The sequence below is a fragment of the Noviherbaspirillum sp. ST9 genome, from assembly GCF_048799745.1.
GTDB lineage: Bacteria > Pseudomonadota > Gammaproteobacteria > Burkholderiales > Burkholderiaceae_D > Noviherbaspirillum.
In genome coordinates this window covers 161,723-184,920 of record NZ_JBLWFR010000005.1, presented here as the reverse complement: position 1 = coordinate 184,920, position 23,198 = coordinate 161,723, and the positions used below count along the sequence as shown (strand labels likewise).

The following is a 23,198-nucleotide window of genomic DNA, read 5'->3' as shown; positions in this document are numbered from 1 at the left end:
AGCGTCATTTGAAAACCTGAGAATGACGGACGTCGAGTCCGTCGGCGGCAAGAACGCATCGCTCGGCGAGATGATCAGCCAGTTGGCTGGCGCCGGCGTCCGCGTTCCCGGTGGTTTTGCCACAACCGCTCAGGCGTTTCGGGATTTTCTTTCGCACACTGGCAGCACCGGCACGTCGCTAGCGCAGCGCATTGCCGACCGCCTCGCTTCGCTGAACATCGATGACGTCCGTGCGCTCGCACAGGCCGGGGCGGAGATCCGTCAATGGATCATCGATACCCCGTTCCAGCCGCGTCTCGAGCAGGAAATTCGCGAGTTCTACCAGCGTCTCGTCGCTGATTCGTCGGCAGAGGTGTCGTTTGCCGTCCGCTCGTCCGCCACCGCGGAAGACTTGCCCGACGCTTCCTTCGCCGGCCAGCAGGAAACCTTCCTGAACGTCGTCGGCATCGAAAACGTCCTCGAGGCAATCAAGCACGTCTTTGCATCGCTGTACAACGACCGTGCGATTTCCTATCGCGTCCACAAAGGTTTCACACATTCCGAAGTCGCACTCTCAGCGGGTGTGCAGCGCATGGTGCGTTCGGATGTCGGCGCAGCCGGTGTCATGTTCACCCTCGATACCGAGTCCGGTTTCAAGGACGTTGTATTCATCACGTCCAGCTATGGCCTGGGCGAGACTGTGGTGCAGGGCGCGGTCAACCCGGACGAGTTTTACGTGCACAAGCCAATGCTCGAGCAGGGCAAGATGCCGATCATCCGCCGTAACATCGGTTCCAAGCTGATTAAGATGGAATTCACCGGCGAGGCGAAGGCTGGTCGCTCCGTGAAGACCGTGGACGTGCCAATCGAACTGCGCAACCGCTACTCCCTGAATGACCAGGAAATCGTCGAACTGGCGAAATACGCCGTCATCATCGAGAAACATTACGACCGCCCGATGGACATCGAGTGGGGCAAGGATGGCCGCGACGGCAAGCTGTACATTCTGCAGGCACGTCCGGAAACCGTGAAGTCGCAGCAGAAAGCCACCGATGCGCAGCAGCGCTTCAAGCTCAAGGGCAGCGGCACCGTGCTCGCGTCCGGCCGTGCGATCGGCCAGAAGATCGGCGCCGGTCCTGTTCGTGTCATCCACGATCCGTCCCAGATGGAACGCGTGCAGCCCGGCGACGTGCTTGTAGCTGACATGACCGACCCGAACTGGGAGCCGGTGATGAAGCGTGCATCCGCCATCGTCACTAACCGTGGTGGTCGCACCTGCCATGCGGCGATCATTGCACGTGAACTGGGCGTGCCCGCTGTCGTCGGTTGCGGCAACGCCACCGACATGCTGAAGGACGGCACGCTTGTCACCGTATCCTGCGCCGAGGGCGACGAGGGCAAGATTTACGACGGCCTGCTCGAAACCGAAGTCACCGAAGTGTCGCGCGGCGAACTGCCGACGCTGCCGCTGAAGATCATGATGAACGTGGGTAATCCGCAGCTCGCCTTCGACTTCCAGTCGATTCCGAACGGCGGCGTCGGGCTCGCACGTCTCGAGTTCATCATCAACAACAACATCGGCGTCCATCCGAAGGCAATCCTGGAATACCCGGGCATTGATGCGGACTTGAAAAAGGCGGTTGAATCCGTCGCCCGTGGTCATGCGTCTCCGCGTGCTTTCTACGTCGACAAGCTGGCCGAAGGCATTGCCACCATTGCCGCCGCGTTCTGGCCGAAGCCCGTCATCGTCCGACTCTCCGACTTCAAGTCGAACGAGTACAAGAAGCTGATTGGCGGCTCCCGCTATGAGCCGGACGAGGAAAACCCGATGCTCGGCTTCCGTGGCGCTGCCCGTTACCTGGCTGCCGACTTCGCCGAAGCGTTCGAGATGGAATGCCAGGCCATGAAGCGCGTGCGCAACGACATGGGCCTGACCAACGTCGAAATCATGGTGCCCTTCGTCCGTACGCTCGGCCAGGCCGAGAAGGTCGTTAATCTTCTTGCCAAGAACGGCCTCAAGCGCGGCGAGAACGGCCTGCGCCTGATCATGATGTGCGAAGTGCCGTCCAACGCGATTCTGGCGGACCAGTTCCTCCAGCATTTCGACGGCTTCTCGATCGGTTCCAATGACCTGACCCAGTTGACGCTGGGCCTCGACCGTGACTCGGGTATGGAGCTGCTCGCGGCAGACTTCGACGAGCGCGACGAGGCAGTGCGTGCGTTGCTGTCGAAGGCAATCGCAGCATGCCGCGCGCAGGGCAAGTACATCGGCATTTGCGGTCAGGGGCCATCCGACCACCCGGATTTTGCGGAATGGCTGATGAAGGAGGGAATTGCCTCCATCTCGCTCAACCCCGATACGGTGATCGATACCTGGCAGAAACTCGCTTCGGCGGGCTAAAGGCGGGAAGTCTGGTCGAAAGTTGTTTCGGAGTGAAATACCTGTTGTAAGTCGGCAAAAATCTGACTTGAAACATTTGATGCGCCGGGGTTTTCGATTAGACTTGAGCCAACTTGTCGCCGAACAATAACCAACAAAAACAGCAGTACCTCTGTATTGCGCCCCCGTCGCCCTCTGGGCCTCGGGGGCTTTTTGTTTTCTGGAACCTGCTGATGAAGGCTTAAACAGGAGCACACGATGACCGATTGGATTGCCTGGTTCGTTCTGGCGGGGATTCTCGTCGTGCTGGAAATGTTTACCGGCACGTTTTACCTGCTGATGATTGCCCTCGGCTTTGCCGCGGGCGGGGTGGCCGCACTCGCGGATGCAAGCGCAGCGGCGCAATTGGTTGCGGCCGCAGTTGTCGGCGTTCTGGCCACGTATGGACTTCGGCGCAGCAAGTGGGGTAAAACTGCGAGGCGGGACGCACAACGCGACCCCAACGTAAATCTCGACATTGGGCAAACCCTCGTCGTCGACGACTGGTCGGGAGAGCAGGGGAGCACGCGAACTGCCCGCGTCATGTATCGCGGCGCCATGTGGGACGTAGAACTGGAGGCTGGTGCACGAGCGCGGTCGGGCACCTACGTTATCCGGGAGGTGCGCGGCAACCGGCTCGTCGTCGCGGAGCCCGGCACAATCAATCAATAAAAACGGAGGACAAGATGGATTTCGGTTTCGGAAGCGTCAGCCTGGTTCTGTTTGTCGTCGCGGTGGTATTCGTCATCAAGACTATCAATGTCGTGCCGCAGCAGCACGCATGGGTCGTCGAACGGCTGGGGAAATACAACGCGACGCTCGGCCCCGGCCTCAACATCGTGCTGCCTTTTGTGGATCGCGTGGCGTACAAGCATTCGCTGAAGGAAATCCCGCTCGACGTGCCCAGTCAGGTGTGCATCACGAAAGACAATACGCAGTTGCAGGTCGACGGCATCCTGTACTTTCAGGTGACCGACGCAATGCGTGCCTCCTATGGTTCGTCCAACTACATTGCCGCCATCACGCAGCTTGCACAGACAACCCTTCGTTCCGTCATCGGGCGCATGGAACTCGACAAGACCTTCGAGGAGCGCGAGCACATCAACAAGGCGATTGTGTCTGCGATCGATGAGTCCGCCGCGAACTGGGGTGTGAAAGTCTTGCGCTATGAAATCAAGGATTTGACGCCGCCCAAGGAAATCCTGCACGCCATGCAGGCGCAAATCACTGCGGAGCGGGAAAAACGTGCGCTGATTGCGGCTTCGGAGGGCCGGAAGCAGGAGCAGATCAATATCGCTACCGGCGAACGTGAGGCCGCCATCGCGAAATCCGAGGGCGACAAACAGGCGGCGATCAACCGGGCGCAAGGCCAGGCTGCCGCCATTCTTGCGATTGCCGAAGCGAGCGCGGAAGCGCTTCGGAAAACGGCTGCGGCGATCCGTGAACCGGGCGGTTCGGATGCGGTCAACCTGAAGGTTGCCGAGCAATACGTAAATGCGTTTTCGCAGCTGGCCAAGACCAATAATTCGCTGATCGTGCCTGCAAATATGGGCGATATCAGCGGATTGATTGCCGGCGCGATGCAGGTGGTGAAATCACAGAAACAGGCATAAGCGCAGCGCTTAGCGGCGGTTCTGTTTCAGGATCGATTGTTGTTCGCGCTGCCAGTCACGCTGTTTTTCGCTCTCGCGCTTGTCATGCTGCTTCTTGCCTTTTGCAAGGCCGATTTCGCATTTGATGCGGCCCCGTGTGTAATGCAGGTTCAACGGGACGAGCGTGTAGCCGGCACGCTCGACCTTGCCGATGAGCTTCTTGACCTCTTCACCATTCAGCAGGAGTTTGCGCGTGCGGACGGGGTCCGGATGGATATGCGTCGAGGCAGTTGGGAGCGGGCTGATATGTGCGCCGAAAAGAAACACTTCCCCTTGGCGCACGATCACGTAGGCCTCTTTCAACTGCACGCGGCCCGCGCGGATTGACTTGACTTCCCACCCCTGCAACACCATGCCGGCTTCGTAGCGCTCCTCGATGAAATAATCATGGAAGGCTTTTTTATTATCAACAATCGTCATGTGTGTGGGAAACAGTGCGGGTCAGTTAAAATTCGAATCTCGTATTCTAACAAACGGTTAATTGCACATGGCTGTCGTTCATAAATCGGTATTGCTTGGATACAGCGCGGAGCAGATGTTTGCGCTGGTCGACAATATCGAGGACTATCCGAAATTTCTGCCTTGGTGCGGCGGAACGGAAGTGCGCCAGCGCGAGGGCGAAAAGGTCATTGCCACGTTGCAGATTAACTACCACGGTGTGAAGCAGACGTTTTCCACAGAGAACCTGCACGTCCGGCCTGTTTCGATCACGATGACCCTGCTTGAGGGGCCCTTCAAGCACCTGCACGGAACGTGGACGTTCAAGGCGTTGCGCGCGGATGCGTGCAAGATCGATTTCGACCTGCATTACGAATTTTCGAGTCGCGTCCTGGAGCAGGTGATCGGTCCTGTATTCAGCATGATTGCGAACAGCTTTGTCGACTCCTTCTGCAAGCGGGCGGAGACTGTGTATGGCTGATATCTCTGTGCAGGTTTGCTATGCGCGCCCGGATCGTCAGATTTTGCTGGAAGTGAAGGTGAATGCTGATGCAACGATCAAGGCCGCAATCGAGCAAAGCGGTATGTTGCGCGAAGTGCCGGAAATCGACCTGGACGTCTGCAAGGTGGGGGTGTACGGAAAGCTCAAGCCCCTTGATGCCGGGTTGCGCGAGCGAGACCGGGTCGAAATCTATCGACCGTTGATCGCCGACCCGATGGAATCCCGGCGCAAGCGTGCGGAAAAAAAGAGCGACAAAAAAGCCCGGTGAGAACCGGGCTTTTGCTTCTTGCGGTGTGCGTCTACTTGCAGTCGGCAAGATTGCGCTTGTTTTCGTGAGATTCCTGCGCGCGTTGCTCATCTGATAAGAATGAGCGCTCGCCATTCTTGTCGGTGCGGGCAATGCGTTCACCTGAGTCAAGCAGGCGCTGATAGTCTCTTGCACGCTCACAGTTCTTTGCATTGTCTGCTGCGCGCTGAGCTTCTTCGCCTGCCTTCTTCTCCTTCTCGGCCTGTTCGGCCTTCCGCTTGCGGAATTCGGCGTTCTTTTCTGCGATGGTCGGCTCCGTGCGGGCAGGCGTGGCCGGTTTGGCATCGCCAGTACCCCCGGCCGAGGCAGCCGGCCTCGCCGCCGGCTGCTTGAGGATGCGGCCTGGAGGTACCGACGGCGGGGGCGGCATGTCGGAGAACTGTTTCGTTCCCTTCTCGTCGAGCCAGATGTACTGTGCGCTGACGGTGGCGGGCGAGAATAGGGCGGACAGTACCACCGTGACGGCCAGAATGTTCGACAACGACGCGCGCTTCATCGGATTCCTTCGGGTGAGGGGATGGGGCGATTACGCCATGCCTTATCCCGACTGTCAATGAAGCGGCGCCCATGTCATTCCTGTATCACATGAAAAAGCGATGTACTGGATGGATTACTGTATAATCCGCTTTTGCGCCTATAGGAATCACTATGCGTCTACTCCAGAAAGCACTCACGTTCGATGACGTGCTGCTCGTCCCCGCACACTCGGACATCCTTCCCAAAGACACCTCCCTGAAAACGCGCCTCTCGCGCAATATCACGCTGAACATTCCGCTGCTGTCGGCCGCGATGGATACCGTGACCGAGGCGAGGCTGGCAATCGCGATGGCACAGGAAGGCGGCATTGGTATCGTGCACAAGAACCTGAAGCCGAAGGAGCAGGCGCGCGAAGTGGCGAAGGTGAAGCGCTTCGAGTCCGGCGTGTTGCGCGATCCGATCACGATTCCCCCGACGATGCGCATCCGCGATGTGATTTCGCTGCGGGAGCAGCATGGCATCAGCGGCTTCCCTGTCGTGGAGGGCAAGACGGTGGTCGGCATCATCACCAACCGTGACCTGCGCTTCGAAGAGGACCTGGACGCGGAAGTGCGCGCCAAGATGACGCCGCGCGAAAAGCTGGTGTACGTCAAGGAAGGCGCCGACCTCGCTGAAGCCAAGCGCCTCATGAACAAGCACCGCCTGGAGCGCGTCCTTGTCGTGAACGACTCGTTCGAGCTGCGCGGCCTCATTACCGTCAAGGATATCCAGAAGGCGACCGAACACCCGATGGCAAGCAAGGACGAGCACGGCAAGCTGCGCGTCGGCGCGGCCGTCGGCGTTGGTCCGGATAACGACGAGCGCATCGAACTCCTCGTCAAGGCAGGCGTTGACGTCATCGTCGTCGACACCGCCCACGGGCATTCCAAAGGCGTGCTGGACCGTGTGAAGTGGGTCAAGGCGAACTATCCGCAAGTGGATGTCATCGGCGGCAATATCGCGACGGCCGCTGCGGCAATCGCGCTGGCGGAACATGGGGCAGACGGCGTGAAAGTCGGTATCGGCCCCGGCTCGATCTGCACCACGCGCATTGTGGCGGGTGTCGGCGTTCCCCAGATTACTGCGATTTCGAACGTTTCCGAAGCGCTGAAAGGCACCGGCATCCCGTGTATCGCTGACGGCGGTATCCGCTTCTCCGGCGACATCGCCAAGGCGCTTGCAGCTGGCGCATCGAGCGTGATGATGGGCAGCATGTTCGCCGGTACCGAGGAAGCGCCGGGTGAAGTCATTCTCTACCAGGGCCGTTCCTACAAGTCCTACCGCGGCATGGGAAGCCTCGGCGCCATGTCGGAAGGTTCGGCAGATCGCTACTTCCAGGATGCGGCGAATAATGCCGACAAACTCGTCCCCGAAGGCATCGAGGGCCGCGTGCCGTACAAGGGCAGCGTCCTGGCGATCATTTACCAGCTGGTCGGCGGTGTCCGTTCTTCCATGGGCTACTGCGGCTGCGCTTCTATCGACGAGTTCCGCGAAAAGGCAGAATTCGTGGAGATCACCTCGGCCGGCATGCGCGAATCGCACGTGCACGACGTTCAGATCACGAAAGAAGCGCCGAACTACCGTGCGGACTGATCGTTACGATCCGGTAGCCCAAGGGGCCGTCTGATGACTGCGGAGAGTCCTGCGCGCGTTGACGCGGTGGCATTGAGCGGACAGCAGGAGGCCGATGGCGACCTCCAGCTTCAGCGCATTCGCAGGCTGGGAAAAAAGCTGTTCGACGTATCGAACTGCATCATCGTCCTGGGCGACACGCCGCAAGCGTCCGAAGCCGCGGGTTCGCTGGCCGAGATCGAAATGGCCTTCTGTCACGAGATCTCCGCTTCTGACGAGCCTGTTGTCGTGGCGGACGCAAGTGTTCATCGGTCCCTCGGGCAGCATCGCTGCGTTGCGGGAAAGCCGCATATCCGGTTCTACGCGTCGCATCCGGTCTACCATCCGGACAAATCGGTCGCCGGGCGCATCTGCCTCGTCGATTGCACGCCCCGTCCGGTGTTCCGGGAAGGCGAGAGGCAATCCCTGGCAGATTTGGCAGCACTGGTCGAGCGCGAGCTTGAATTGCGAATGATGAATGCGTCGCAGCTCGCGCTGGAAAAGAAAAACAAGAACCTGCGCCGCAAGTCGCTGATCGACCCGCTGATCGGCACATGGAACCGCGGCGCGATCATGCGGATCCTGACGATTGAAGCGGTCCGGTGCGACAAAGCGAATGTTCCGCTTTCACTGATTGTCGCCGACCTGGATTACTTCAAGAAGATCAACGACACCTACGGGCATCCCGCGGGTGACGCGGTCCTCGTAAAGGTGGCGAGCAGGCTGCGATCCTGCATCCGCCCCCAGGAAGCGCTGGGGCGGTACGGCGGCGAGGAATTTTTGATTGTATTACCGGGCTCCTCGCACAAGACGGCAATGGCGGTGGCCGAGCGCATGCGTGCAACAATCGCCGCGCAGCCGGAAACCATTAATGGTGTGGCGCTCAACCTGACCATCAGCGCAGGTATTGCGTCGACCGACCTGTTTCCGGCGGCGACCACCGAAGAATTGATCAGCAAGGCCGACGTGGCCCTGTATGCGGCAAAAGATGCGGGGCGCAACCGCGTCATTACCGCGACACCAGATTTATCCTGATAGCAGAAGCACATCCATGCACTCCAAAATTCTCATTCTCGATTTCGGTTCCCAGGTTACCCAGCTGATCGCCCGGCGCGTTCGCGAGGCCGGCGTGTTCTCCGAGGTGTATCCCTACGATGTCAGCGACGACTTCGTGCGCAATTACGGCGCATCCGGCATCATTCTTTCCGGCGGCCCGAACTCGGTAACTGAGGGCGACACGCCGCGCGCGCCGAAAGCAGTGTTCGAGGCTGGCGTTCCGGTTCTCGGCATTTGCTACGGCATGCAGACCATGGCTGAGCAGCTCGGCGGGAAGGTCGAGATGGGCAAGGTACGTGAATTCGGCTACGCCGAGGTGCGGGCACGCGGCCACACAGCGCTGCTGAACGGCATCAGCGATTTCGTGACCTCCGAAGGCCACGGCATGCTCAAGGTGTGGATGAGCCATGGCGACAAGATCATCGAGATGCCTCCGGGCTTCAAGCTCATGGCCTCGACCGACAACTGCCCGATCGCCGCGATGGCGGATGAAGAGCGCAAGCTGTACGCAGTCCAGTTCCATCCGGAAGTGACGCATACAGTGCAGGGCAAGGCCATTCTCGGCCGTTTCGTGCACGAGATTTGCGGCTGCAAGTCGGACTGGAACATGCCTGACTATATTTCCGAAGCCGTCGAGGCGATCCGCAAGCAGGTGGGCGACGAGGAGGTGATCCTCGGCCTGTCCGGCGGCGTCGATAGCAGCGTCGCTGCGGCACTGATCCATCGTGCGATTGGCGACCAGCTGACCTGCGTGTTCGTCGATCACGGCCTGCTCCGCCTCAATGAAGGCGAGATGGTCATGAACATGTTCGGCAAGAACCTCGGCGTAAAGGTGATCCGTGTGGACGCCACCGAACAGTTCATGGGCAAGCTGGCCGGCGTGACCGATCCGGAAGCAAAGCGCAAGATCATCGGGCGCGAATTCGTGGAAGTTTTCCAGTCCGAAGCCGGCAAGCTGAAGAAAGCGAAGTGGCTGGCCCAAGGCACGATTTACCCGGACGTCATTGAAAGCGCCGGCAAGGGCAAGAAGACGGCGCACACCATCAAGAGCCATCACAACGTCGGCGGCCTGCCCGAAACCCTGAACCTGAAGCTGCTGGAGCCGTTGCGCGAGCTGTTCAAGGACGAAGTCCGAGAACTGGGCGTCGCACTCGGCCTGCCGCACGATATGGTGTACCGCCATCCTTTCCCCGGCCCGGGCCTGGGTGTGCGCATCCTGGGCGAAGTCAAGAAGGAATACGCCGACCTGCTGCGCCGTGCCGATGCGATTTTCATCGAGGAATTGCGTGCGACCGTGGACGAAGAGGGCCGTTCCTGGTACGACAAGACCAGCCAGGCATTTGCAGTGTTCCTGCCGGTGAAATCCGTCGGCGTGATGGGCGACGGCCGGACCTATGACTACGTCGTGGCGTTGCGCGCCGTGCAGACGCAGGATTTCATGACGGCGCATTGGGCGCATCTGCCGCACGACCTGCTGGGCAAGGTGTCCAACCGTATCATCAATGAAGTGCGCGGCCTGAACCGCGTCGTGTACGACATCTCGGGCAAGCCGCCTGCAACGATCGAGTGGGAATAACGATTCCCGGCCCGGCATCCCGCCGGGAGTGAAAAAGTATGGAATAGAGCCGTGCGCGGGACTGATCCTGCAGCACGGCTCGCGGCATGTGCCGCTTCCGCATCCGGAAACGCAATGACTTACAGCGTTAAAGAAATTTTCTACACCTTGCAGGGCGAGGGAACCCATGCAGGTCGTCCCGCCGTGTTCTGCCGCTTTGCCGGGTGCAACCTATGGACGGGCAGGGAGAGCGACCGCGCGTCTGCCGTCTGCAAATTCTGCGATACGGATTTTGTCGGCACGGATGGCGAACGCGGCGGGAAATACGCGACTGCCGACCTTCTCGCACAACAGATCGATGCCCTCTGGCCCGTGTCGTACACGAAGAGCAAGTTCGTGGTCTTTACCGGCGGCGAACCGCTCCTGCAGATCGACGAATCCCTCATCGCAAGCATGCACGCCAAGGGTTTCGACATCGCGATCGAAACCAACGGCACGATCCCCGTGCCGGAAGGCGTGGACTGGGTGTGCGTGAGCCCGAAAGTCGGCTCCGAGCTGGTGGTGCACCGTGGAAACGAACTGAAGGTCGTCATCCCGCAGGCGAACCAGAACATTGCCGACTATGAGTCGCTCGACTTCGAGCATTTTTACCTGCAGCCGATGGACGGCCCGGATGCCGAGCGAAACACGCGCCTTGCGATCGAAACCTGCCGCAACAATCCGAAGTGGAAACTGAGCCTGCAAACACACAAGCTGCTGCACATACCCTGAATACCATGTTGACCATTACCCGCAAGCTCGAATTCGATGCCGGCCATCGCATTCCCGACCACAAGAGCCAGTGCCGCAACCTGCATGGGCATCGCTATACGCTCGAGATCACACTCGTTGGCGACATCGTGCGCGAGGAGGGCAGTTCCGACAATGGCATGATCATGGATTTCTCGGACGTAAAGGCGCTGGCGAAGCAGCATCTGGTCGACGTCTGGGACCATGCCTTCCTTGCCTATTCAAAAGACACGGCCGTGCGCGAATTCCTCGAAAGCATTCCTGGCCACAAGACTGTGATCATCGACAGCATCCCGACAGTGGAAAATCTTGCGCAGACGGCGTTCAGGATCCTGAACGCCGCTTACAAGGACCACTACGGCACAGGGCTAAGACTGCACAAGCTCGTCCTGCACGAGACGCCCAATTGCTGGGCCGAGATTACGGCGGACGACTGACATGCAAGACTCCATCTACATGCACCAGGCACTTTCCCAGGCGCATAACGCCTGGGCGCTGGGCGAAGTGCCGGTCGGCGCGGTCGTGGTGAAGGATGGAGAGATTGTCGCGACGGGTTTCAATCAACCCATCGGAACGCATGACCCGACGGCACACGCTGAAATCATGGCGCTGCGCGCGGCGGCGGAAATCCTTGGCAATTATCGGCTTCCAGGTTGCGAGCTCTATGTCACGCTTGAACCCTGCGTCATGTGCGCCGGCGCCATGATGCATGCCCGGCTTGCGAGGGTGGTTTTCGGTGCAGCCGATCCCAAGACCGGTGCATGCGGCTCCGTGGTCAACCTGTTCGCGCAGGAAAAGCTGAACCACCATACAGAAGTGACCGGAGGCGTGATGGCAGAGGAGTGCAGCGCCGTGCTCAAGGAATTTTTTGCCGAGCGCAGGCGGGCGGCGCAGAAGCTGATCGACCAGGCCGTTGGCAGCAAGCAGGATTGAGCGCAACCTGACCGGGAAATTTTTCCACCAGCGCGTGCTGAAATTACACGAACGCCGCCGCCACCCCCTCTAGTACTGCACATCCCGGCTCGGCATGGGGATTGCTCATTCCCCTGACTGCTGCACCAGGCGAATGCAGCAGCAATGCAACAACCGTAAAGGAAGACCTTTGCCATTTACAGAAGCCAACGGCATCAAGCTGGCCTACGACGTTCAGGGTGACCCCAAGGGGGAGCCCGTCCTGCTTATCGCAGGGCTGGGATTGCAGCTCATTTCATGGCCGGATGCGTTCTGCAAGGGGCTGACCGACCAGGGGTTTCGCGTCATCCGTTTCGATAACCGCGACAGCGGGCTGTCGAGCAAGATGGATCACTTCGGCAAACCCAACCTGCAGATGGCGTTCTTCAAATCGCTGTTCCACATGCCCTTGTTCAGCGGCTATACGCTGTACGACATGGGAAAGGATGCCGTCTGCCTTCTCGATGCGCTCGGCATCGAGAAAGCCCATATCGTGGGTGCGTCGATGGGCGGCATGATTGCGCAGATCATCGCCGGCCGCTATCCGGAGCGCGTCCTGACGCTCACTTCCATCATGTCGACAAGCGGTCGACCGGGGCTGCCCGGTCCGTCCATGGCGGCCAGCCATGCGATGTTTTCGCGGCCGAAGAATCCACGCGACATCGAAAGTGTGATCGACCATAACATGGAGCTGTTCCGCGTGCTCGGCGGGCACCGTTATCCGGTGCCTGAGCCGGAATTGCGCCGGCGCGTGACCGAAAGCGTGCGTCGCAAAGTGAGCGTGAGCGGAACCGCGCGGCAGATGATGGCGGTCGCATCCTCCGGTGACCAGGGCGCGCTTCTGCGCACGATCAAGGTGCCGACCCTGGTCATCCATGGTACGGACGATCCGCTTGTGCCGCTGGCATGCGGCCGCGACGTGGCGCACCTCGTGCGTGGCTCGACCCTGAAAATCATCGAAGGGATGGGACATGATTTCCCTCCCGCGCTCGATGCCCTCCTGTCAGGAATGATCGCCGATCACTGCAGGCTTGGCCGGGAACCCGAAGCGCGCAGCGCATAGCGGGGACGCCGCGGTCGCCGATATCAAGGAAGGAGATGAATCCTTGGCCCAATTGCTGAATTTTTCCGAGGCGGTTTCCCGCATCAAGTCGCTTCGAGAAGCTGCAGGCCGCCAGGAAGAAGTCCGGCCGCCGGGCTGGTTCTTGCTGGCGCTGGAGGGCAGGGCACCATGGGAGTTATGGGCTTCCGTGTTGTCGCTGCCGGTGCTCAGGCAGGCACCACGGGGCGACGGGCATCCCGTGGTCGTTTTCCCCGGCTTGGCGACGGGCGACATGACGACCCTGGTATTGCGCAACTTCCTCAAGGACCGCGGATATGCGCCGTATGCCTGGGAGCAGGGCTTGAACCGTGGGCCGCGCCCTGGCGTCATCGAGGCGTGCGTGGAGCGCGTGCTGCGGTTAAGCGCGGAGCATGGTTGCAGCGTGAGCCTCGTGGGATGGAGCCTTGGCGGCATCTATGCCCGCGAAATTGCAAAAATGATCCCGGAGGACGTCAGGAGCGTGGTAACGCTTGGCACACCCTTCTCGGGCTCGCCGCGCGCCAATAACGCATGGCGGATGTATGAGTTCGCGAGCGGCCAGAGCATCGACACGGATCCGCGGCTGGCGGGACTGAAGGACCCGCCGCCTGTCCCCACCACGTCGATCTACAGTCGCACGGACGGTATCGTGGCCTGGCAATGCTGTGTCGAGAAGGAATCGGCACGCGCCGAGAATATCGAAGTGCATGCCAGCCATCTTGGCATTGGCATGAATCCCACGGCGCTCTATGCGATCGCGGATCGCCTGGCCCAGCCTGAAGGGGCGTGGCAGCGCTTTGACCGCAGCGGTGGCATGGGACTGAAGAAGTTGCTTTACCTCGATCCCGCGCGCGGGCCGCGCTTCGGGGTTTTCTGAGCCGCCGCCATCGGCAGGCCTTCCGGCTTGCTCTACAATAGCCTTTTCGAGGCAAACCGAAAGACTCCGGACATGGACAGGACCAATATCGGCGTGGCAATCGTTGCGCCGAGCGGCTATGCGCCCGACCCATGCAGTTATGCGCGCGGCGTTGAACGACTGCGCGCACAAGGATGGTCCGTGCACGCGTACTACGATCCGGAGAGGAAGCACCAGCGCTTTGGCGGCACCGACGACGATCGCATCCGGCAACTCCATGCGGCGGCATCGAATCCGGAGGTGCAGGTTGTCATGGCGCTGCGCGGCGGCTATGGTCTGTCCCGACTCCTTCCTGGCATCGACCTTTCACTGCTTGCATCCAGCGGCAAGCTGTTTGTCGGTCATAGCGACTTTACTGCATTGCACATGGCGCTGCTCGCGCAAAGCGGTACGCCCAGCTTTGCCGGTCCCATGGTCTGCATCGATTTCTCCAGGGATGACCCCAGCGATTTCACGATGGAGCACTTCAGGCGCTGCATCGAGGGACCGTCGCATACCATTGCTTTTGAAGCGAAGGGCAATCCCGAACTCGATGTGTCCGGAGTGCTGTGGGGCGGGAACCTGGCCATGTTGACGCACCTGGCCGGGACGCCCTATCTCCCCCGTATCGATGGCGGCATCCTCTTCATCGAAGACGTCAACGAACATCCGTACCGGATCGAGCGCATGTTGCTGCAGTTGGAGTACGCCGGGTTGCTGGACCAGAAGGCGGTGGTGTTCGGGGATTTTTCGAGCTACGCGCTGACCGAATACGATAACGGCTACAGTTTTGAAACCATGCTCGCCTACCTGCGCGAGCGTCTTGGCGTGCCGGTGATTACCGGGCTGCCTTTCGGGCATATCCGCGACAAGGCGACGCTGGCGGTGGGAAGCCACGCGCATCTTCGATCCGACGGTCGCGCCTGTACCTTGGCCATGACGCACTATCCGTCGCTAGCCGCGCTCGACTGAGGGACCGACGAGGAACTTGGCCCGCAGCGCAAAGCTGTCGCCGTGCGTCAGATACGCAAGTCCCGGCTGGTTTGGCATATGGAAGGCGTCGATCGGATGGGTGATGGGTTCGATGCAGAAAAAGTCCTGGTCCGGCGGACGGTAGAACAGTGTGAAGCCGTTGCAGTCTGGCATGACCATCGTGATCGACATCCCGCGATCCGGGTAGTCGATCACTGTTTTGCCGTTCCATCCTGTATAGCAGGCATCGATCATCGGCCCTTCCAGCGGGGCGAAACGGTTGTAATCCCAGCTGGCCGGGAACGCAGTGGTGTGCTCGGTTGGAATCGGGTCTTTTTCGTACAGCCAGACGCCCTCCGCCTTGAACATCAAACGGGTTTCCTTGTTTCGCGTGAAGTACGGATGGAGACCAAGCCCGAAGGGCATGGTCGTCTTGCCCAGGTTGGTGACGGTCAGATCGATCTGCAATCCATCCGGCAGCAGCAGGAAGGTTTCCGTGCTTCGGTAGTGGTAGGGGGTGCCGTCAAACCCGCGCGATTCCAGTGACAATTTGATGCGGCCGTCGTCGCGTTCGGCAACTTTCCATGGCAGCAGCCAGCCGGTACCGTGTATGGGGTAGTGCTCTTCCGTGCGATTGGCGTGGATCGGGTAGAACTTTCCATCGAACTCGAATCCGCCCCCGGTGATGCGGTTGGACCATGGTACGAGCGGAAAACAGGCCAGCGTATAGCGGTCGCCGGAGCCGCCGTCCCACGGACGAAACAAGGGTTGCGCCCGTCCGCCTGCCATCCAGTCCCAGGCGGTAACACTGCCACCCATCTCGGGCGCGAGTTGCAGGCGTTGCGACTCATTTTCAAGGGTAATGTTTGCAGCCGTCATCTGCGTGCCTCATCCGCGGAACTGGTTGGCCGGGAGGCCGGCGATCTCGATTTCCAGCGCAAATAGACCGCCGGCCAAGGGCTCGCGTTCCAATTGCCCGGGAGACAGGCCATTTGCCGCCGAGGTGATGTAGAGCGTCCGGAAATCCGGCCCGCCAAAAGCGCAACTCGTGATCTGGCTGCAGGGCAGGGTAATGGTGTGCAGTACATTGCCTTGCGGATCGTGACGCGTCAGCTTGCTTGCACCCCAATGGGCAATCCACAGGCCGCCGTCCGCGTCGGTCGTCATGCCGTCCGGCGAGCCGTCTTCTTCGCTGAACTGGAGGAAGATGCGCTTGTTGGAAATGGCGCCCGATTTCAGGTCGAAATCGAAGGCATACACGCGGCCGTTCACGCTGTCGTTGTGGTACATCGTACTGTAGTCAGCCGACCATGCCGGCCCATTCGTCACGGCGTAGCCCGAATCCATTCGTTCGCAGCGGAGGTCTGGAGAGAGGCAGTAAAGCGAGCCTGTTGGCTGCTCGCAGCCGAAGTCCATCGTACCGGCCCAGAACCGTCCAAGGCGGTCGCATTTCCCATCATTGAAACGGTTGGTTGGAATGTCGGTTTCAAGCTGGAGCAGGGGCGTCAGCGTTTCGGTTTTCGGGTCGAAGCGGGCAAAGCCATGGCGCCGGGTGAGGATCAGTTCGTCGACTTCCGTCCGCTCGACGACGGCGGTTACTTCCTCGTCGAACTGCCATGTGCGCCGTCCTTCGGAGGGCGAGTAACGGTGCAGGCGGTGGCCCAGGATGTCCACCCAGTACAGGGCTTGTTCGCGCACCGACCACATTGGGCCTTCGCCAAGCAGGGCGTGCGCATTCCAGATGCATTCCGGTGTCTTCATCCGCGCCTCCGCCGTCAATGCGATTCACGCGGCACGGGTGCGCCGCTCTTCCCGACCAGGAAGTCGAGGTCGGCCCCAAGATGGGCCTGCTGCACATGGTCCACATACAGCTTCGCATACCCGCGCGTTGGCATGTCGGGGGCAACCCATTCTGTCTTTCGACGGGCCAGTTCCTCGTCGCTCACCTCCAGGTGCAGGCTGCGCTCGCCGACATCGAGCTGGATCATGTCGCCATTGCGCACCAGGGCAAGTGGCCCGCCGACGGCAGCTTCGGGTGAGGTGTGCAGAACGACGGTTCCGTACGCCGTGCCGCTCATGCGCGCGTCCGAAATGCGCACCATGTCCGTGATCCCCTTTTGCAGGATCTTGCTCGGTAACGGCATATTGCCGACTTCGGCCATGCCGGGATAGCCGCAGGGGCCGCAGTTCTTCAGCACCATTACGCAGTTTTCGTCGATATCGAGCGCAGGGTCGTCGATGCGTGTGCGAAAGTCTTCGATCGACTCGAACACGACGGCCCGGCCGCGATGCTTGAGCAGATGCAGCGAAGCCGCCGACGGCTTGATCACCGCGCCATTGGGCGCCAGATTGCCCTTGAGGACGGCAATCCCCGCCTTGGCTTTGAAAGGCTCATCGACTGTCTTGATGACTTCACGGTTGTAGCAGGGCGCGTCTTCGATGTTCTGGCCCAGCGTCTTGCCGTTGACCGTCAGTGCATCGAGGTGGAGCATGTCCCGGATTTCACGCATTACCGCCGGCACGCCGCCTGCGTAGTAGAAATCCTCCATCAGGTAATGACCTGACGGCTGCAGGTTGGCGAGGCAGGGCATTTCGCTGCCGATCTTGTCCCAGTCCTCGAGCTTGAGGTCGATGCCGATGCGGCCGGCAATCGCCAGCAGGTGCACAACGGCATTGGTGGAGCCGCCGATTGCGGCATTGACGCGAATCGCATTTTCGAAGGCTTCCCGCGTCATGATCTTCTCCATGTCGAGGTCTTCCTCGACCATTTGCACGATGCGCCGGCCGCTCAATTGGGCAAGGCGGTTGCGGCGCGTGTCTGGTGCAGGGATGGCTGCGTTTCCGGGAAGAGACATGCCGAGCGCTTCCACCATGCTGGCCATCGTCGATGCAGTGCCCATGGTCATGCAATGGCCGGCCGAGCGGTTCATGCACGCTTCCGCGTCAGTGAATTCCTGCTGCGTCATCAGGCCGCCGCGCACCATCTCCGACATCATCCACACCCCGGTCCCGGAACCGATGTCCTTGCCGCGGAATTTTCCGTTTAGCATCGGACCGCCGGAGATGCCGATCGTCGGCAGTCCGCAACTTGCTGCGCCCATCAGCAGTGCCGGCGTCGTCTTGTCGCAGCCCATAAGCAGCACGACGCCGTCAATCGGATTGCCGCGTATGGATTCCTCGACGTCCATGCTGGCCAGATTGCGGAACAGCATGGCGGTCGGACGCAGTTGTGTTTCTCCGAGAGACATCACGGGGAACTCAAGAGGGAATCCGCCTGCCTCAAGTACACCGCGTTTGACGAATTCGGCGAGTTCCCGGAAGTGACTGTTGCAAGGGGTTAATTCGGACCAGGTATTGCAGATGCCGATGATCGGGCGTCCGTCGAAGGAATCAGATGGATAGCCGGGCTTCTGTGTCCAGCTGCGATGGACGAAGCCGTCGCGGTCCTGCTTTTCGAACCATGCCTGGCTGCGGCGTTTCTTGATGGGGATGGTCATGGGGTTCTCTTCGGATTCTATGAACAGCGGCGGGAAGGTTTCGACTCAGCATCAATATTGATTAGCGGTGGGATCGAAAGTTCAGGAGAAAATCATGTCGGCACTGGGCAGGAAAGAAGGACTCGCGCGCTACTACAGCCTCAGCGGCAAGCGCGTCTTCGTCACCGGCGGCGGGTCGGGAATCGGTGAGGCAATTGTGGGAGCGTTTGCCGAACAGGGCGCCAAGGTTGCTTTCGTCGATATCGCTGTCGATGCGAGCCTGGCACTGTGTGAACGGCTGGCGCTGGAGGGGGCCGAAAAGCCTGTCTTTCGCCAGTGCGACATTCGCGACATCCCGGCGCTGCAGGACACGATCCGCACGCTTGCCGAGAACATGGGCGACTTCGACGTGCTGGTGAACAACGCGGGCAATGACCAGCGGCATTCGCCGGAAGATGTCACGCCGGAGTTCTGGAACAACTGCATTGCCATCAACCAGCGGCCGATGTTCTTTACCGCGCAAGCGGTTGTCGACGGCATGAAACGGCAGGGTGGCGGCGCCATCATCAACCTCGGCTCCATCAGCTGGCATCTCGGGAACGGCGGCTATTCCGTGTACACGACGACCAAGGCGGCGGTGAGCGGCCTCACACGCGGACTGGCACGTGACCTCGGGCCATTCAACATCCGCGTCAATACCGTCACGCCGGGATGGGTAATGACCGAACGCCAGGTCAACCTGTGGCTGGACGAGGAGGGCGAAAAGCTCATCGACCGCAGCCAGTGCCTGAAGCATCGCCTCATGCCTGATCACATTGCGCGCATGGTGCTTTTCCTTGCATCGGATGATGCCGCAATGTGCACTGCGCAGGAATTCATCGTCGACGGCGGCTGGGCCTGACCGGCCTGCGCGTCGCAACAGGAAAGCCATGACAGGACAATCGACCACACTTCTCGGCATCGACTGGGGAACAAGCAACCGCAGGGCCTACGTGCTGGATGAACGGGGCGGCCTGATACGCCAGCACGAAGACGGCTGCGGCATCCTGAATGTGAGTGAGGGATTCGATGCATCGCTGAGAGCGCTTCTTGACGCGCTCGAGATCGACCGCGCGGACGTGATCATGTCCGGCATGGTCGGCAGTCGCAACGGGTGGCAGGAAGCGCCGTACCTCGCGGTCGACCACCCGCTGGTGCGTCTTGCCGACGCAATGATGACGGTAAAGGCGTCCATTCCCGGCACGCGCGTACGCGTCGTTCCCGGCTATCGCTACATTGATCCGCACGGCCTGCCCGACGTGATGCGCGGCGAGGAGGTGCAGGTGTTGGGCGCGCTTGAGCTGGGTGCTGCCGGAAGCTGGTTCCTGCTACCCGGGACGCACAGCAAGTGGGTGCACATCGACAACGGGCGAATCACCGAATTCATGACATTCATGACAGGTGAGCTCTATGCGCTCATGTCGCAGCACGGAACGCTGTCCAAGGTGATCTCGTCGCAGGACGCGGTGCAGGACGCGTTCGCGGCAGGATTGCGGGCGGCGCGGCAGGGCGGCTTTACGCATACAGCCTTCTGCTGCCGCGCGATGGTCGTCACGGACGCGATGCCTGCTTCGCATGCGGCCTCCTACCTGTCGGGGCTTCTCATCGGTACGGAGCTGTTCGAGATCGTCAAGAAGGCCGGCGATGCGATATCGGCCCCCGTGCAAGTGATCGGCAGTCCTGCGCTCTCGTCACGTTACCTCAGCGCGCTGGAGTTGCTCGGCATACCGGCGCGAGCGTGGCAGCCGGACGGCGTCTACCTTGCCGCGCTTGGCGCCTTGTTCAATATTCGCAGGTGAACCATCATGGATCTTTTCAACCCATCTCCCTATCCCCTCGTCGCCATCCTGCGGGGACTGACGCCGGCGGAGGCGCCGAAGGTCGGCCAGATTTTGTTCGAGACCGGTTTCCGGATGCTCGAAGTGCCGCTGAATCGACCAGGTGCCATCGACGCCATCCACTGCTTGCTGCGCAACGCGCCGGATGATGCGCTGGTCGGCGCCGGCACCGTGCTGAGCGTGCAGGATGTCGACGCGGTAAAGGAGGCGGGCGGGCGTCTGATCGTTTCGCCGCATTGCGCACCTGATGTCATCAGTCATGCGGCAAAGCACGGAATGATCGCGCTGCCAGGTGTCGCCACACCAACCGAGGCTTTCCAGGCATTGGCGGCGGGAGCGCACGGACTGAAGTTGTTCCCTGCCGAGATGATCCCGCCTGCCGCGGTAAAGGCCATCCGGTCGATCATGCCGGTGGATACGCCGTTGTTCCCGGTCGGCGGTATCCAGCCGCACAATATGGCGGCTTACGTCGCCGCGGGGGCGACCGGTTTCGGCATTGGCGGATCCCTTTACCAGCCCCGCATTGACGAAACAGCAATGCGGCGGGCCGCGGAGGCCTTTATGAATGCGCGGCGGAATCTGCTGGAAGAGGCAGCGTGAATGGTAAAATGGCGGGTTATTCCTGAAATTCCCGCAAAAGGCTTTACCAGTGCTTTCCACCGCAAATATCACGATGCAGTTCGGCCCCAAGCCGCTGTTCGAAAACATCTCCGTCAAATTTGGCGACGGCAACCGTTACGGCCTGATCGGCGCGAACGGCTGCGGCAAGTCGACCTTCATGAAAATCCTCGGCGGCGACCTGGAGCCGAGCTCCGGCAATGTCATGCTCGATCCGAACGAGCGCCTGGGTAAACTGCGCCAGGACCAGTTCGCCTATGAAGACAAGCGCGTGCTCGATGTCGTCATGATGGGCCATACCGAGATGTGGGCAGCGATGACGGAACGCGACGCAATCTATGCGAACCCGGACGCGACCGATGACGATTACATGCGTGCGGCCGACCTTGAGGCGAAGTTCGCCGAGTACGACGGTTACACCGCCGAGGCGCGCGCAGGCGAACTGCTGCTGGGCGTCGGCATTCCGCTCGACCAGCACCAGGGTCCGATGAGCAACATCGCTCCCGGCTGGAAGCTGCGCGTGCTGCTGGCGCAGGCACTGTTTTCCAATCCGGACATCCTGCTGCTGGACGAGCCGACCAACAACCTCGACATCAATACCATCCGCTGGCTGGAGGACGTGCTCAACGAGCGCAACTCCACCATGATCATCATTTCGCACGACCGCCACTTCCTGAACCAGGTGTGCACGCACATGGCGGACATGGACTACGGCACCCTGAAGATCTATCCGGGCAATTACGACGACTACATGCTGGCGTCGTCCCAGGCCCGCGCGCAGGTGTTGGCGGCCAACGCCAAGGCCAAGGAACGCGTGGCCGAACTGCAGGAATTCGTGCGCCGCTTCTCGGCCAACAAGTCCAAGGCGCGCCAGGCGACATCGCGGGCCAAGCAGATCGAGAAGATCAAGGTCGAAGACATCAAGCCGTCCAGCCGCCAGGAGCCGTTCATCCGCTTCGAAGGCGAGAAAAAGCTGCATCGACTCGCCGTCGAGACGCAGGGCCTGACGAAGTCCTATGACCGCACGATTTTCAAGAACTTCAACATCATGGTGGAAGCCGGCGAGAAGATCGCGATCATCGGCGCCAACGGTGCAGGTAAGACTACGCTGCTGCGCTCTATCGGTGGCGACGTATGCCGCATGCAGACGGACAGTGGCATTTCCAAGTGGGCAGAGAATGCAAACGTAGGCTACATGCCGCAGGATCCGACCGAGGAATTTGCCGCCGACAAGACCTTGACCGACTGGATGGGGCAGTGGACGAAGGAGGGTGATGACGACCAGGCAGTACGTTCGATCCTCGGCCGCCTGCTGTTCTCGGGCGACGATGTCAAGAAGTCGGTGAAAGTGCTGTCAGGCGGCGAGAAGGGTCGCATGATGTACGGCAAGCTGATGCTTGGCCGTCACAACGTGCTGCTGATGGACGAACCGACCAACCACATGGACATGGAGTCCATCGAGTCGCTCAACATCGCGCTGGACAAATACGCAGGAACGCTGATTTTCGTGTCGCATGACCGGGAATTCGTTTCGTCGCTGGCCACCCGCATCCTCGAAATCCGGGAAGGTGAGATCATCGACTTCCACGGCGGCTACGAAGAGTACCTGACCAGCCAGGGCATCGAATAAGTTATTCGGCCATCGCCGCGCTCAGCCCGACGATCGTCGTGTTGGGCGCGGATTCTCCCATATAAAGCAACTGGTCAAGGCGCGTGCGCAGGCTGCGCGCGAGTTCATTGCCCTTTGCCTTCAGCACGGCTTCCAGGTAGGGATCGCGCAGGGCGCGGAACTCGTCGATGGAACCGGCTTTCTCGACCTTCAGCTGAAGCGAGTAACCGCGCAGGCCAATCGTGCTCTTGATGGTTTCCGTGTAAAACTGGTAAATCGCCTGGAACTGGCTCGCGCCGTCGAGAATATCGGCCGCCGGGGCGATCTGCGGCACTTGGGCCACCGGGAGCGGAATCGGCGTAACCGAAGCGGGTTGAGGCTGCTCCACCGGCTGGATGAACCCATTATTCAGCAACTCGGCCAGACTTTCGTCATTGAGGCCAAGGCCCGCCACCTTCTTGAGCAGTTCCTCACCGCTTTGCTTGCCGTCCACCATGACCAGCAGGGTCCGAAGCCGGGTTGGCAACTGGTGCTTGCGCGTTGCTATCTCTTCGCGACCTTTGTCGGTCTTGTCGAAAATACGATGCGTCATGGGTTTGTCTCCTCCCGTCGCAGAAATGCATTCTTGCTTGTTGACCTGCCGCCTTCTTCGGAAGCGTGCAGGATGCCGTCGTTCGCGTCGTCCTTATTCTTACAGGAATGTCAGAAACTGACTATTTATCATGCGATAGCCCGACTGGCAGTACGGCTAGTCAGGTTCAGTATGCTATCTAAACCGGGTTGCGTAAATGAAAAATTGACATGGGGAAACATCAAAATTGCGCAATTGATGATTTTTATCAATTTTCTTCGGCTAACCAGAAGAAATTTCGCGCAATTTCACCGAAGCGCTTGA

24 protein-coding genes are annotated in these 23,198 nt (G+C 60.3%); 18 read left to right on the top strand and 6 right to left on the bottom strand.

Annotated elements, in window-relative coordinates; all coding sequences use genetic code 11:
* Positions 1–22 precede the first annotated feature (22 nt).
* The 3 genes from ppsA (at position 23) to ACNOHI_RS12780 (ending at position 4,011) form a co-directional block, all read left to right on the top strand.
* On the top strand, positions 23–2,380 hold the full coding sequence (ppsA, locus tag ACNOHI_RS12790) for a phosphoenolpyruvate synthase (RefSeq protein ID WP_420475055.1): 2,358 nt from the start codon (positions 23–25) through the stop codon (positions 2,378–2,380).
* A 237-nt stretch (positions 2,381–2,617) separates the two neighbouring features.
* Positions 2,618–3,070: an NfeD family protein gene (locus ACNOHI_RS12785; RefSeq protein ID WP_420475054.1), complete on the top strand. Its 453-nt coding sequence runs from the start codon at positions 2,618–2,620 to the stop codon at positions 3,068–3,070.
* A gap of 14 nt (positions 3,071–3,084) precedes the next feature.
* The gene (locus ACNOHI_RS12780; protein WP_420475053.1) at positions 3,085–4,011 is read left to right on the top strand and encodes an SPFH domain-containing protein; all 927 of its coding nucleotides are present in this window, start codon (positions 3,085–3,087) and stop codon (positions 4,009–4,011) included.
* 9 nt (positions 4,012–4,020) lie between these two features.
* On the opposite strand, the gene smpB is transcribed toward ACNOHI_RS12780, so the two are convergent.
* A complete protein-coding gene (gene smpB, locus ACNOHI_RS12775; protein WP_420475052.1) occupies positions 4,021–4,470 on the bottom strand; it encodes an SsrA-binding protein SmpB in 450 nt (149 codons plus the stop codon).
* Between the two features lie 67 nt (positions 4,471–4,537).
* Here smpB and ACNOHI_RS12770 point away from each other — a divergent pair, with 67 nt between their 5' ends.
* Together ACNOHI_RS12770 and ACNOHI_RS12765 are read left to right on the top strand one after the other, a co-directional pair.
* Positions 4,538–4,969: a type II toxin-antitoxin system RatA family toxin gene (locus tag ACNOHI_RS12770; protein WP_420475051.1), complete on the top strand. Its 432-nt coding sequence runs from the start codon at positions 4,538–4,540 to the stop codon at positions 4,967–4,969.
* The gene (locus ACNOHI_RS12765) at positions 4,962–5,258 is read left to right on the top strand and encodes an RnfH family protein (protein WP_420475050.1); all 297 of its coding nucleotides are present in this window, start codon (positions 4,962–4,964) and stop codon (positions 5,256–5,258) included. Before ACNOHI_RS12770 ends, ACNOHI_RS12765 begins: the two co-directional genes overlap by 8 nt.
* Before the next feature lie 31 nt (positions 5,259–5,289).
* On the opposite strand, the gene ACNOHI_RS12760 is transcribed toward ACNOHI_RS12765, so the two are convergent.
* Positions 5,290–5,793: a DUF4124 domain-containing protein gene (locus tag ACNOHI_RS12760; protein ID WP_420475049.1), complete on the bottom strand. Its 504-nt coding sequence runs from the start codon at positions 5,791–5,793 to the stop codon at positions 5,290–5,292.
* 152 nt (positions 5,794–5,945) lie between these two features.
* Here ACNOHI_RS12760 and guaB point away from each other — a divergent pair, with 152 nt between their 5' ends.
* The 9 genes from guaB to ldcA all read left to right on the top strand — a co-directional run bounded on the left by guaB (position 5,946) and on the right by ldcA (position 14,723).
* Positions 5,946–7,406 carry an IMP dehydrogenase gene (guaB, locus tag ACNOHI_RS12755; RefSeq protein ID WP_420475048.1) on the top strand — a complete coding sequence of 487 codons (1,461 nt, stop codon included), beginning with the start codon at positions 5,946–5,948 and terminating at the stop codon, positions 7,404–7,406.
* A 33-nt stretch (positions 7,407–7,439) separates the two neighbouring features.
* On the top strand, positions 7,440–8,459 hold the full coding sequence (locus tag ACNOHI_RS12750) for a diguanylate cyclase (RefSeq protein ID WP_420475047.1): 1,020 nt from the start codon (positions 7,440–7,442) through the stop codon (positions 8,457–8,459).
* A gap of 16 nt (positions 8,460–8,475) precedes the next feature.
* A complete protein-coding gene (guaA, locus tag ACNOHI_RS12745; protein WP_420475046.1) occupies positions 8,476–10,056 on the top strand; it encodes a glutamine-hydrolyzing GMP synthase in 1,581 nt (526 codons plus the stop codon).
* Positions 10,057–10,170: 114 nt separating this feature from the next.
* Positions 10,171–10,806 (top strand): 7-carboxy-7-deazaguanine synthase, encoded by a 636-nt coding sequence (gene queE / locus ACNOHI_RS12740; RefSeq protein ID WP_420475045.1) that lies wholly within the window; start codon positions 10,171–10,173, stop codon positions 10,804–10,806.
* A 5-nt stretch (positions 10,807–10,811) separates the two neighbouring features.
* Positions 10,812–11,261, top strand: a complete 450-nt coding sequence (gene queD / locus ACNOHI_RS12735; RefSeq protein WP_420475044.1) for a 6-carboxytetrahydropterin synthase QueD — start codon at positions 10,812–10,814, stop codon at positions 11,259–11,261.
* Between the two features lies 1 nt (position 11,262).
* The gene (gene tadA / locus ACNOHI_RS12730) at positions 11,263–11,757 is read left to right on the top strand and encodes a tRNA adenosine(34) deaminase TadA (protein WP_420475043.1); all 495 of its coding nucleotides are present in this window, start codon (positions 11,263–11,265) and stop codon (positions 11,755–11,757) included.
* A gap of 169 nt (positions 11,758–11,926) precedes the next feature.
* Positions 11,927–12,838, top strand: coding sequence for an alpha/beta fold hydrolase (locus ACNOHI_RS12725; RefSeq protein ID WP_420475042.1), 912 nt, complete (start codon positions 11,927–11,929; stop codon positions 12,836–12,838).
* Positions 12,839–12,881: 43 nt separating this feature from the next.
* Positions 12,882–13,733, top strand: a complete 852-nt coding sequence (locus ACNOHI_RS12720; protein WP_420475041.1) for an esterase/lipase family protein — start codon at positions 12,882–12,884, stop codon at positions 13,731–13,733.
* Between the two features lie 72 nt (positions 13,734–13,805).
* Positions 13,806–14,723, top strand: a complete 918-nt coding sequence (gene ldcA / locus ACNOHI_RS12715; protein WP_420475040.1) for a muramoyltetrapeptide carboxypeptidase — start codon at positions 13,806–13,808, stop codon at positions 14,721–14,723.
* On the opposite strand, the gene ACNOHI_RS12710 is transcribed toward ldcA, so the two are convergent.
* The 3 genes from ACNOHI_RS12710 to araD are packed head-to-tail and all read right to left on the bottom strand — an operon-like array spanning position 14,706 to position 18,220.
* Complete coding sequence (locus tag ACNOHI_RS12710) at positions 14,706–15,602, bottom strand: aldose 1-epimerase (RefSeq protein WP_420475039.1); 897 nt, start codon at positions 15,600–15,602, stop codon at positions 14,706–14,708. The genes ldcA and ACNOHI_RS12710 overlap by 18 nt on opposite strands.
* Positions 15,603–15,611: 9 nt before the next feature.
* Positions 15,612–16,484, bottom strand: coding sequence for an SMP-30/gluconolactonase/LRE family protein (locus ACNOHI_RS12705; RefSeq protein WP_420475038.1), 873 nt, complete (start codon positions 16,482–16,484; stop codon positions 15,612–15,614).
* Between the two features lie 14 nt (positions 16,485–16,498).
* Entirely contained in the window at positions 16,499–18,220 is a 1,722-nt protein-coding gene (gene araD / locus ACNOHI_RS12700) for an L-arabinonate dehydratase (RefSeq protein WP_420475037.1), read from the bottom strand.
* Positions 18,221–18,314: 94 nt separating this feature from the next.
* Here araD and ACNOHI_RS12695 point away from each other — a divergent pair, with 94 nt between their 5' ends.
* From ACNOHI_RS12695 to ACNOHI_RS12680, 4 genes are read left to right on the top strand one after another with little or no spacing between them, the layout of a single operon-like run.
* The gene (locus ACNOHI_RS12695) at positions 18,315–19,100 is read left to right on the top strand and encodes an SDR family NAD(P)-dependent oxidoreductase (protein ID WP_420475036.1); all 786 of its coding nucleotides are present in this window, start codon (positions 18,315–18,317) and stop codon (positions 19,098–19,100) included.
* A 28-nt stretch (positions 19,101–19,128) separates the two neighbouring features.
* Positions 19,129–20,037, top strand: a complete 909-nt coding sequence (locus ACNOHI_RS12690) for a 2-dehydro-3-deoxygalactonokinase (protein WP_420475035.1) — start codon at positions 19,129–19,131, stop codon at positions 20,035–20,037.
* 6 nt (positions 20,038–20,043) lie between these two features.
* Entirely contained in the window at positions 20,044–20,676 is a 633-nt protein-coding gene (locus ACNOHI_RS12685; protein ID WP_420475034.1) for a 2-dehydro-3-deoxy-6-phosphogalactonate aldolase, read from the top strand.
* 49 nt (positions 20,677–20,725) lie between these two features.
* On the top strand, positions 20,726–22,324 hold the full coding sequence (locus ACNOHI_RS12680) for an ABC-F family ATPase (protein ID WP_420475033.1): 1,599 nt from the start codon (positions 20,726–20,728) through the stop codon (positions 22,322–22,324).
* Position 22,325: 1 nt separating this feature from the next.
* Here ACNOHI_RS12680 and ACNOHI_RS12675 read toward each other — a convergent pair whose 3' ends face one another.
* The gene (locus ACNOHI_RS12675) at positions 22,326–22,895 is read right to left on the bottom strand and encodes a hypothetical protein (RefSeq protein WP_420475032.1); all 570 of its coding nucleotides are present in this window, start codon (positions 22,893–22,895) and stop codon (positions 22,326–22,328) included.
* Positions 22,896–23,198 lie beyond the last annotated feature (303 nt).

What these genes read in the sequence shown, in the direction of transcription:
- ppsA (WP_420475055.1), top strand. Translation starts at nt 23, where the DNA reads ATGACGGACGTCGAGTCCGTCGGCGGCAAGAACGCATCGCTCGGCGAG.
- ACNOHI_RS12785 (WP_420475054.1), top strand. Translation starts at nt 2,618, where the DNA reads ATGACCGATTGGATTGCCTGGTTCGTTCTGGCGGGGATTCTCGTCGTG.
- ACNOHI_RS12780 (WP_420475053.1), top strand. Translation starts at nt 3,085, where the DNA reads ATGGATTTCGGTTTCGGAAGCGTCAGCCTGGTTCTGTTTGTCGTCGCG.
- smpB (WP_420475052.1), bottom strand. Translation starts at nt 4,470, where the DNA reads ATGACGATTGTTGATAATAAAAAAGCCTTCCATGATTATTTCATCGAG.
- ACNOHI_RS12770 (WP_420475051.1), top strand. Translation starts at nt 4,538, where the DNA reads ATGGCTGTCGTTCATAAATCGGTATTGCTTGGATACAGCGCGGAGCAG.
- ACNOHI_RS12765 (WP_420475050.1), top strand. Translation starts at nt 4,962, where the DNA reads ATGGCTGATATCTCTGTGCAGGTTTGCTATGCGCGCCCGGATCGTCAG.
- ACNOHI_RS12760 (WP_420475049.1), bottom strand. Translation starts at nt 5,793, where the DNA reads ATGAAGCGCGCGTCGTTGTCGAACATTCTGGCCGTCACGGTGGTACTG.
- guaB (WP_420475048.1), top strand. Translation starts at nt 5,946, where the DNA reads ATGCGTCTACTCCAGAAAGCACTCACGTTCGATGACGTGCTGCTCGTC.
- ACNOHI_RS12750 (WP_420475047.1), top strand. Translation starts at nt 7,440, where the DNA reads ATGACTGCGGAGAGTCCTGCGCGCGTTGACGCGGTGGCATTGAGCGGA.
- guaA (WP_420475046.1), top strand. Translation starts at nt 8,476, where the DNA reads ATGCACTCCAAAATTCTCATTCTCGATTTCGGTTCCCAGGTTACCCAG.
- queE (WP_420475045.1), top strand. Translation starts at nt 10,171, where the DNA reads ATGACTTACAGCGTTAAAGAAATTTTCTACACCTTGCAGGGCGAGGGA.
- queD (WP_420475044.1), top strand. Translation starts at nt 10,812, where the DNA reads ATGTTGACCATTACCCGCAAGCTCGAATTCGATGCCGGCCATCGCATT.
- tadA (WP_420475043.1), top strand. Translation starts at nt 11,263, where the DNA reads ATGCAAGACTCCATCTACATGCACCAGGCACTTTCCCAGGCGCATAAC.
- ldcA (WP_420475040.1), top strand. Translation starts at nt 13,806, where the DNA reads ATGGACAGGACCAATATCGGCGTGGCAATCGTTGCGCCGAGCGGCTAT.
- ACNOHI_RS12710 (WP_420475039.1), bottom strand. Translation starts at nt 15,602, where the DNA reads ATGACGGCTGCAAACATTACCCTTGAAAATGAGTCGCAACGCCTGCAA.
- ACNOHI_RS12705 (WP_420475038.1), bottom strand. Translation starts at nt 16,484, where the DNA reads ATGAAGACACCGGAATGCATCTGGAATGCGCACGCCCTGCTTGGCGAA.
- araD (WP_420475037.1), bottom strand. Translation starts at nt 18,220, where the DNA reads ATGACCATCCCCATCAAGAAACGCCGCAGCCAGGCATGGTTCGAAAAG.
- ACNOHI_RS12695 (WP_420475036.1), top strand. Translation starts at nt 18,315, where the DNA reads ATGTCGGCACTGGGCAGGAAAGAAGGACTCGCGCGCTACTACAGCCTC.
- ACNOHI_RS12690 (WP_420475035.1), top strand. Translation starts at nt 19,129, where the DNA reads ATGACAGGACAATCGACCACACTTCTCGGCATCGACTGGGGAACAAGC.
- ACNOHI_RS12685 (WP_420475034.1), top strand. Translation starts at nt 20,044, where the DNA reads ATGGATCTTTTCAACCCATCTCCCTATCCCCTCGTCGCCATCCTGCGG.
- ACNOHI_RS12675 (WP_420475032.1), bottom strand. Translation starts at nt 22,895, where the DNA reads ATGACGCATCGTATTTTCGACAAGACCGACAAAGGTCGCGAAGAGATA.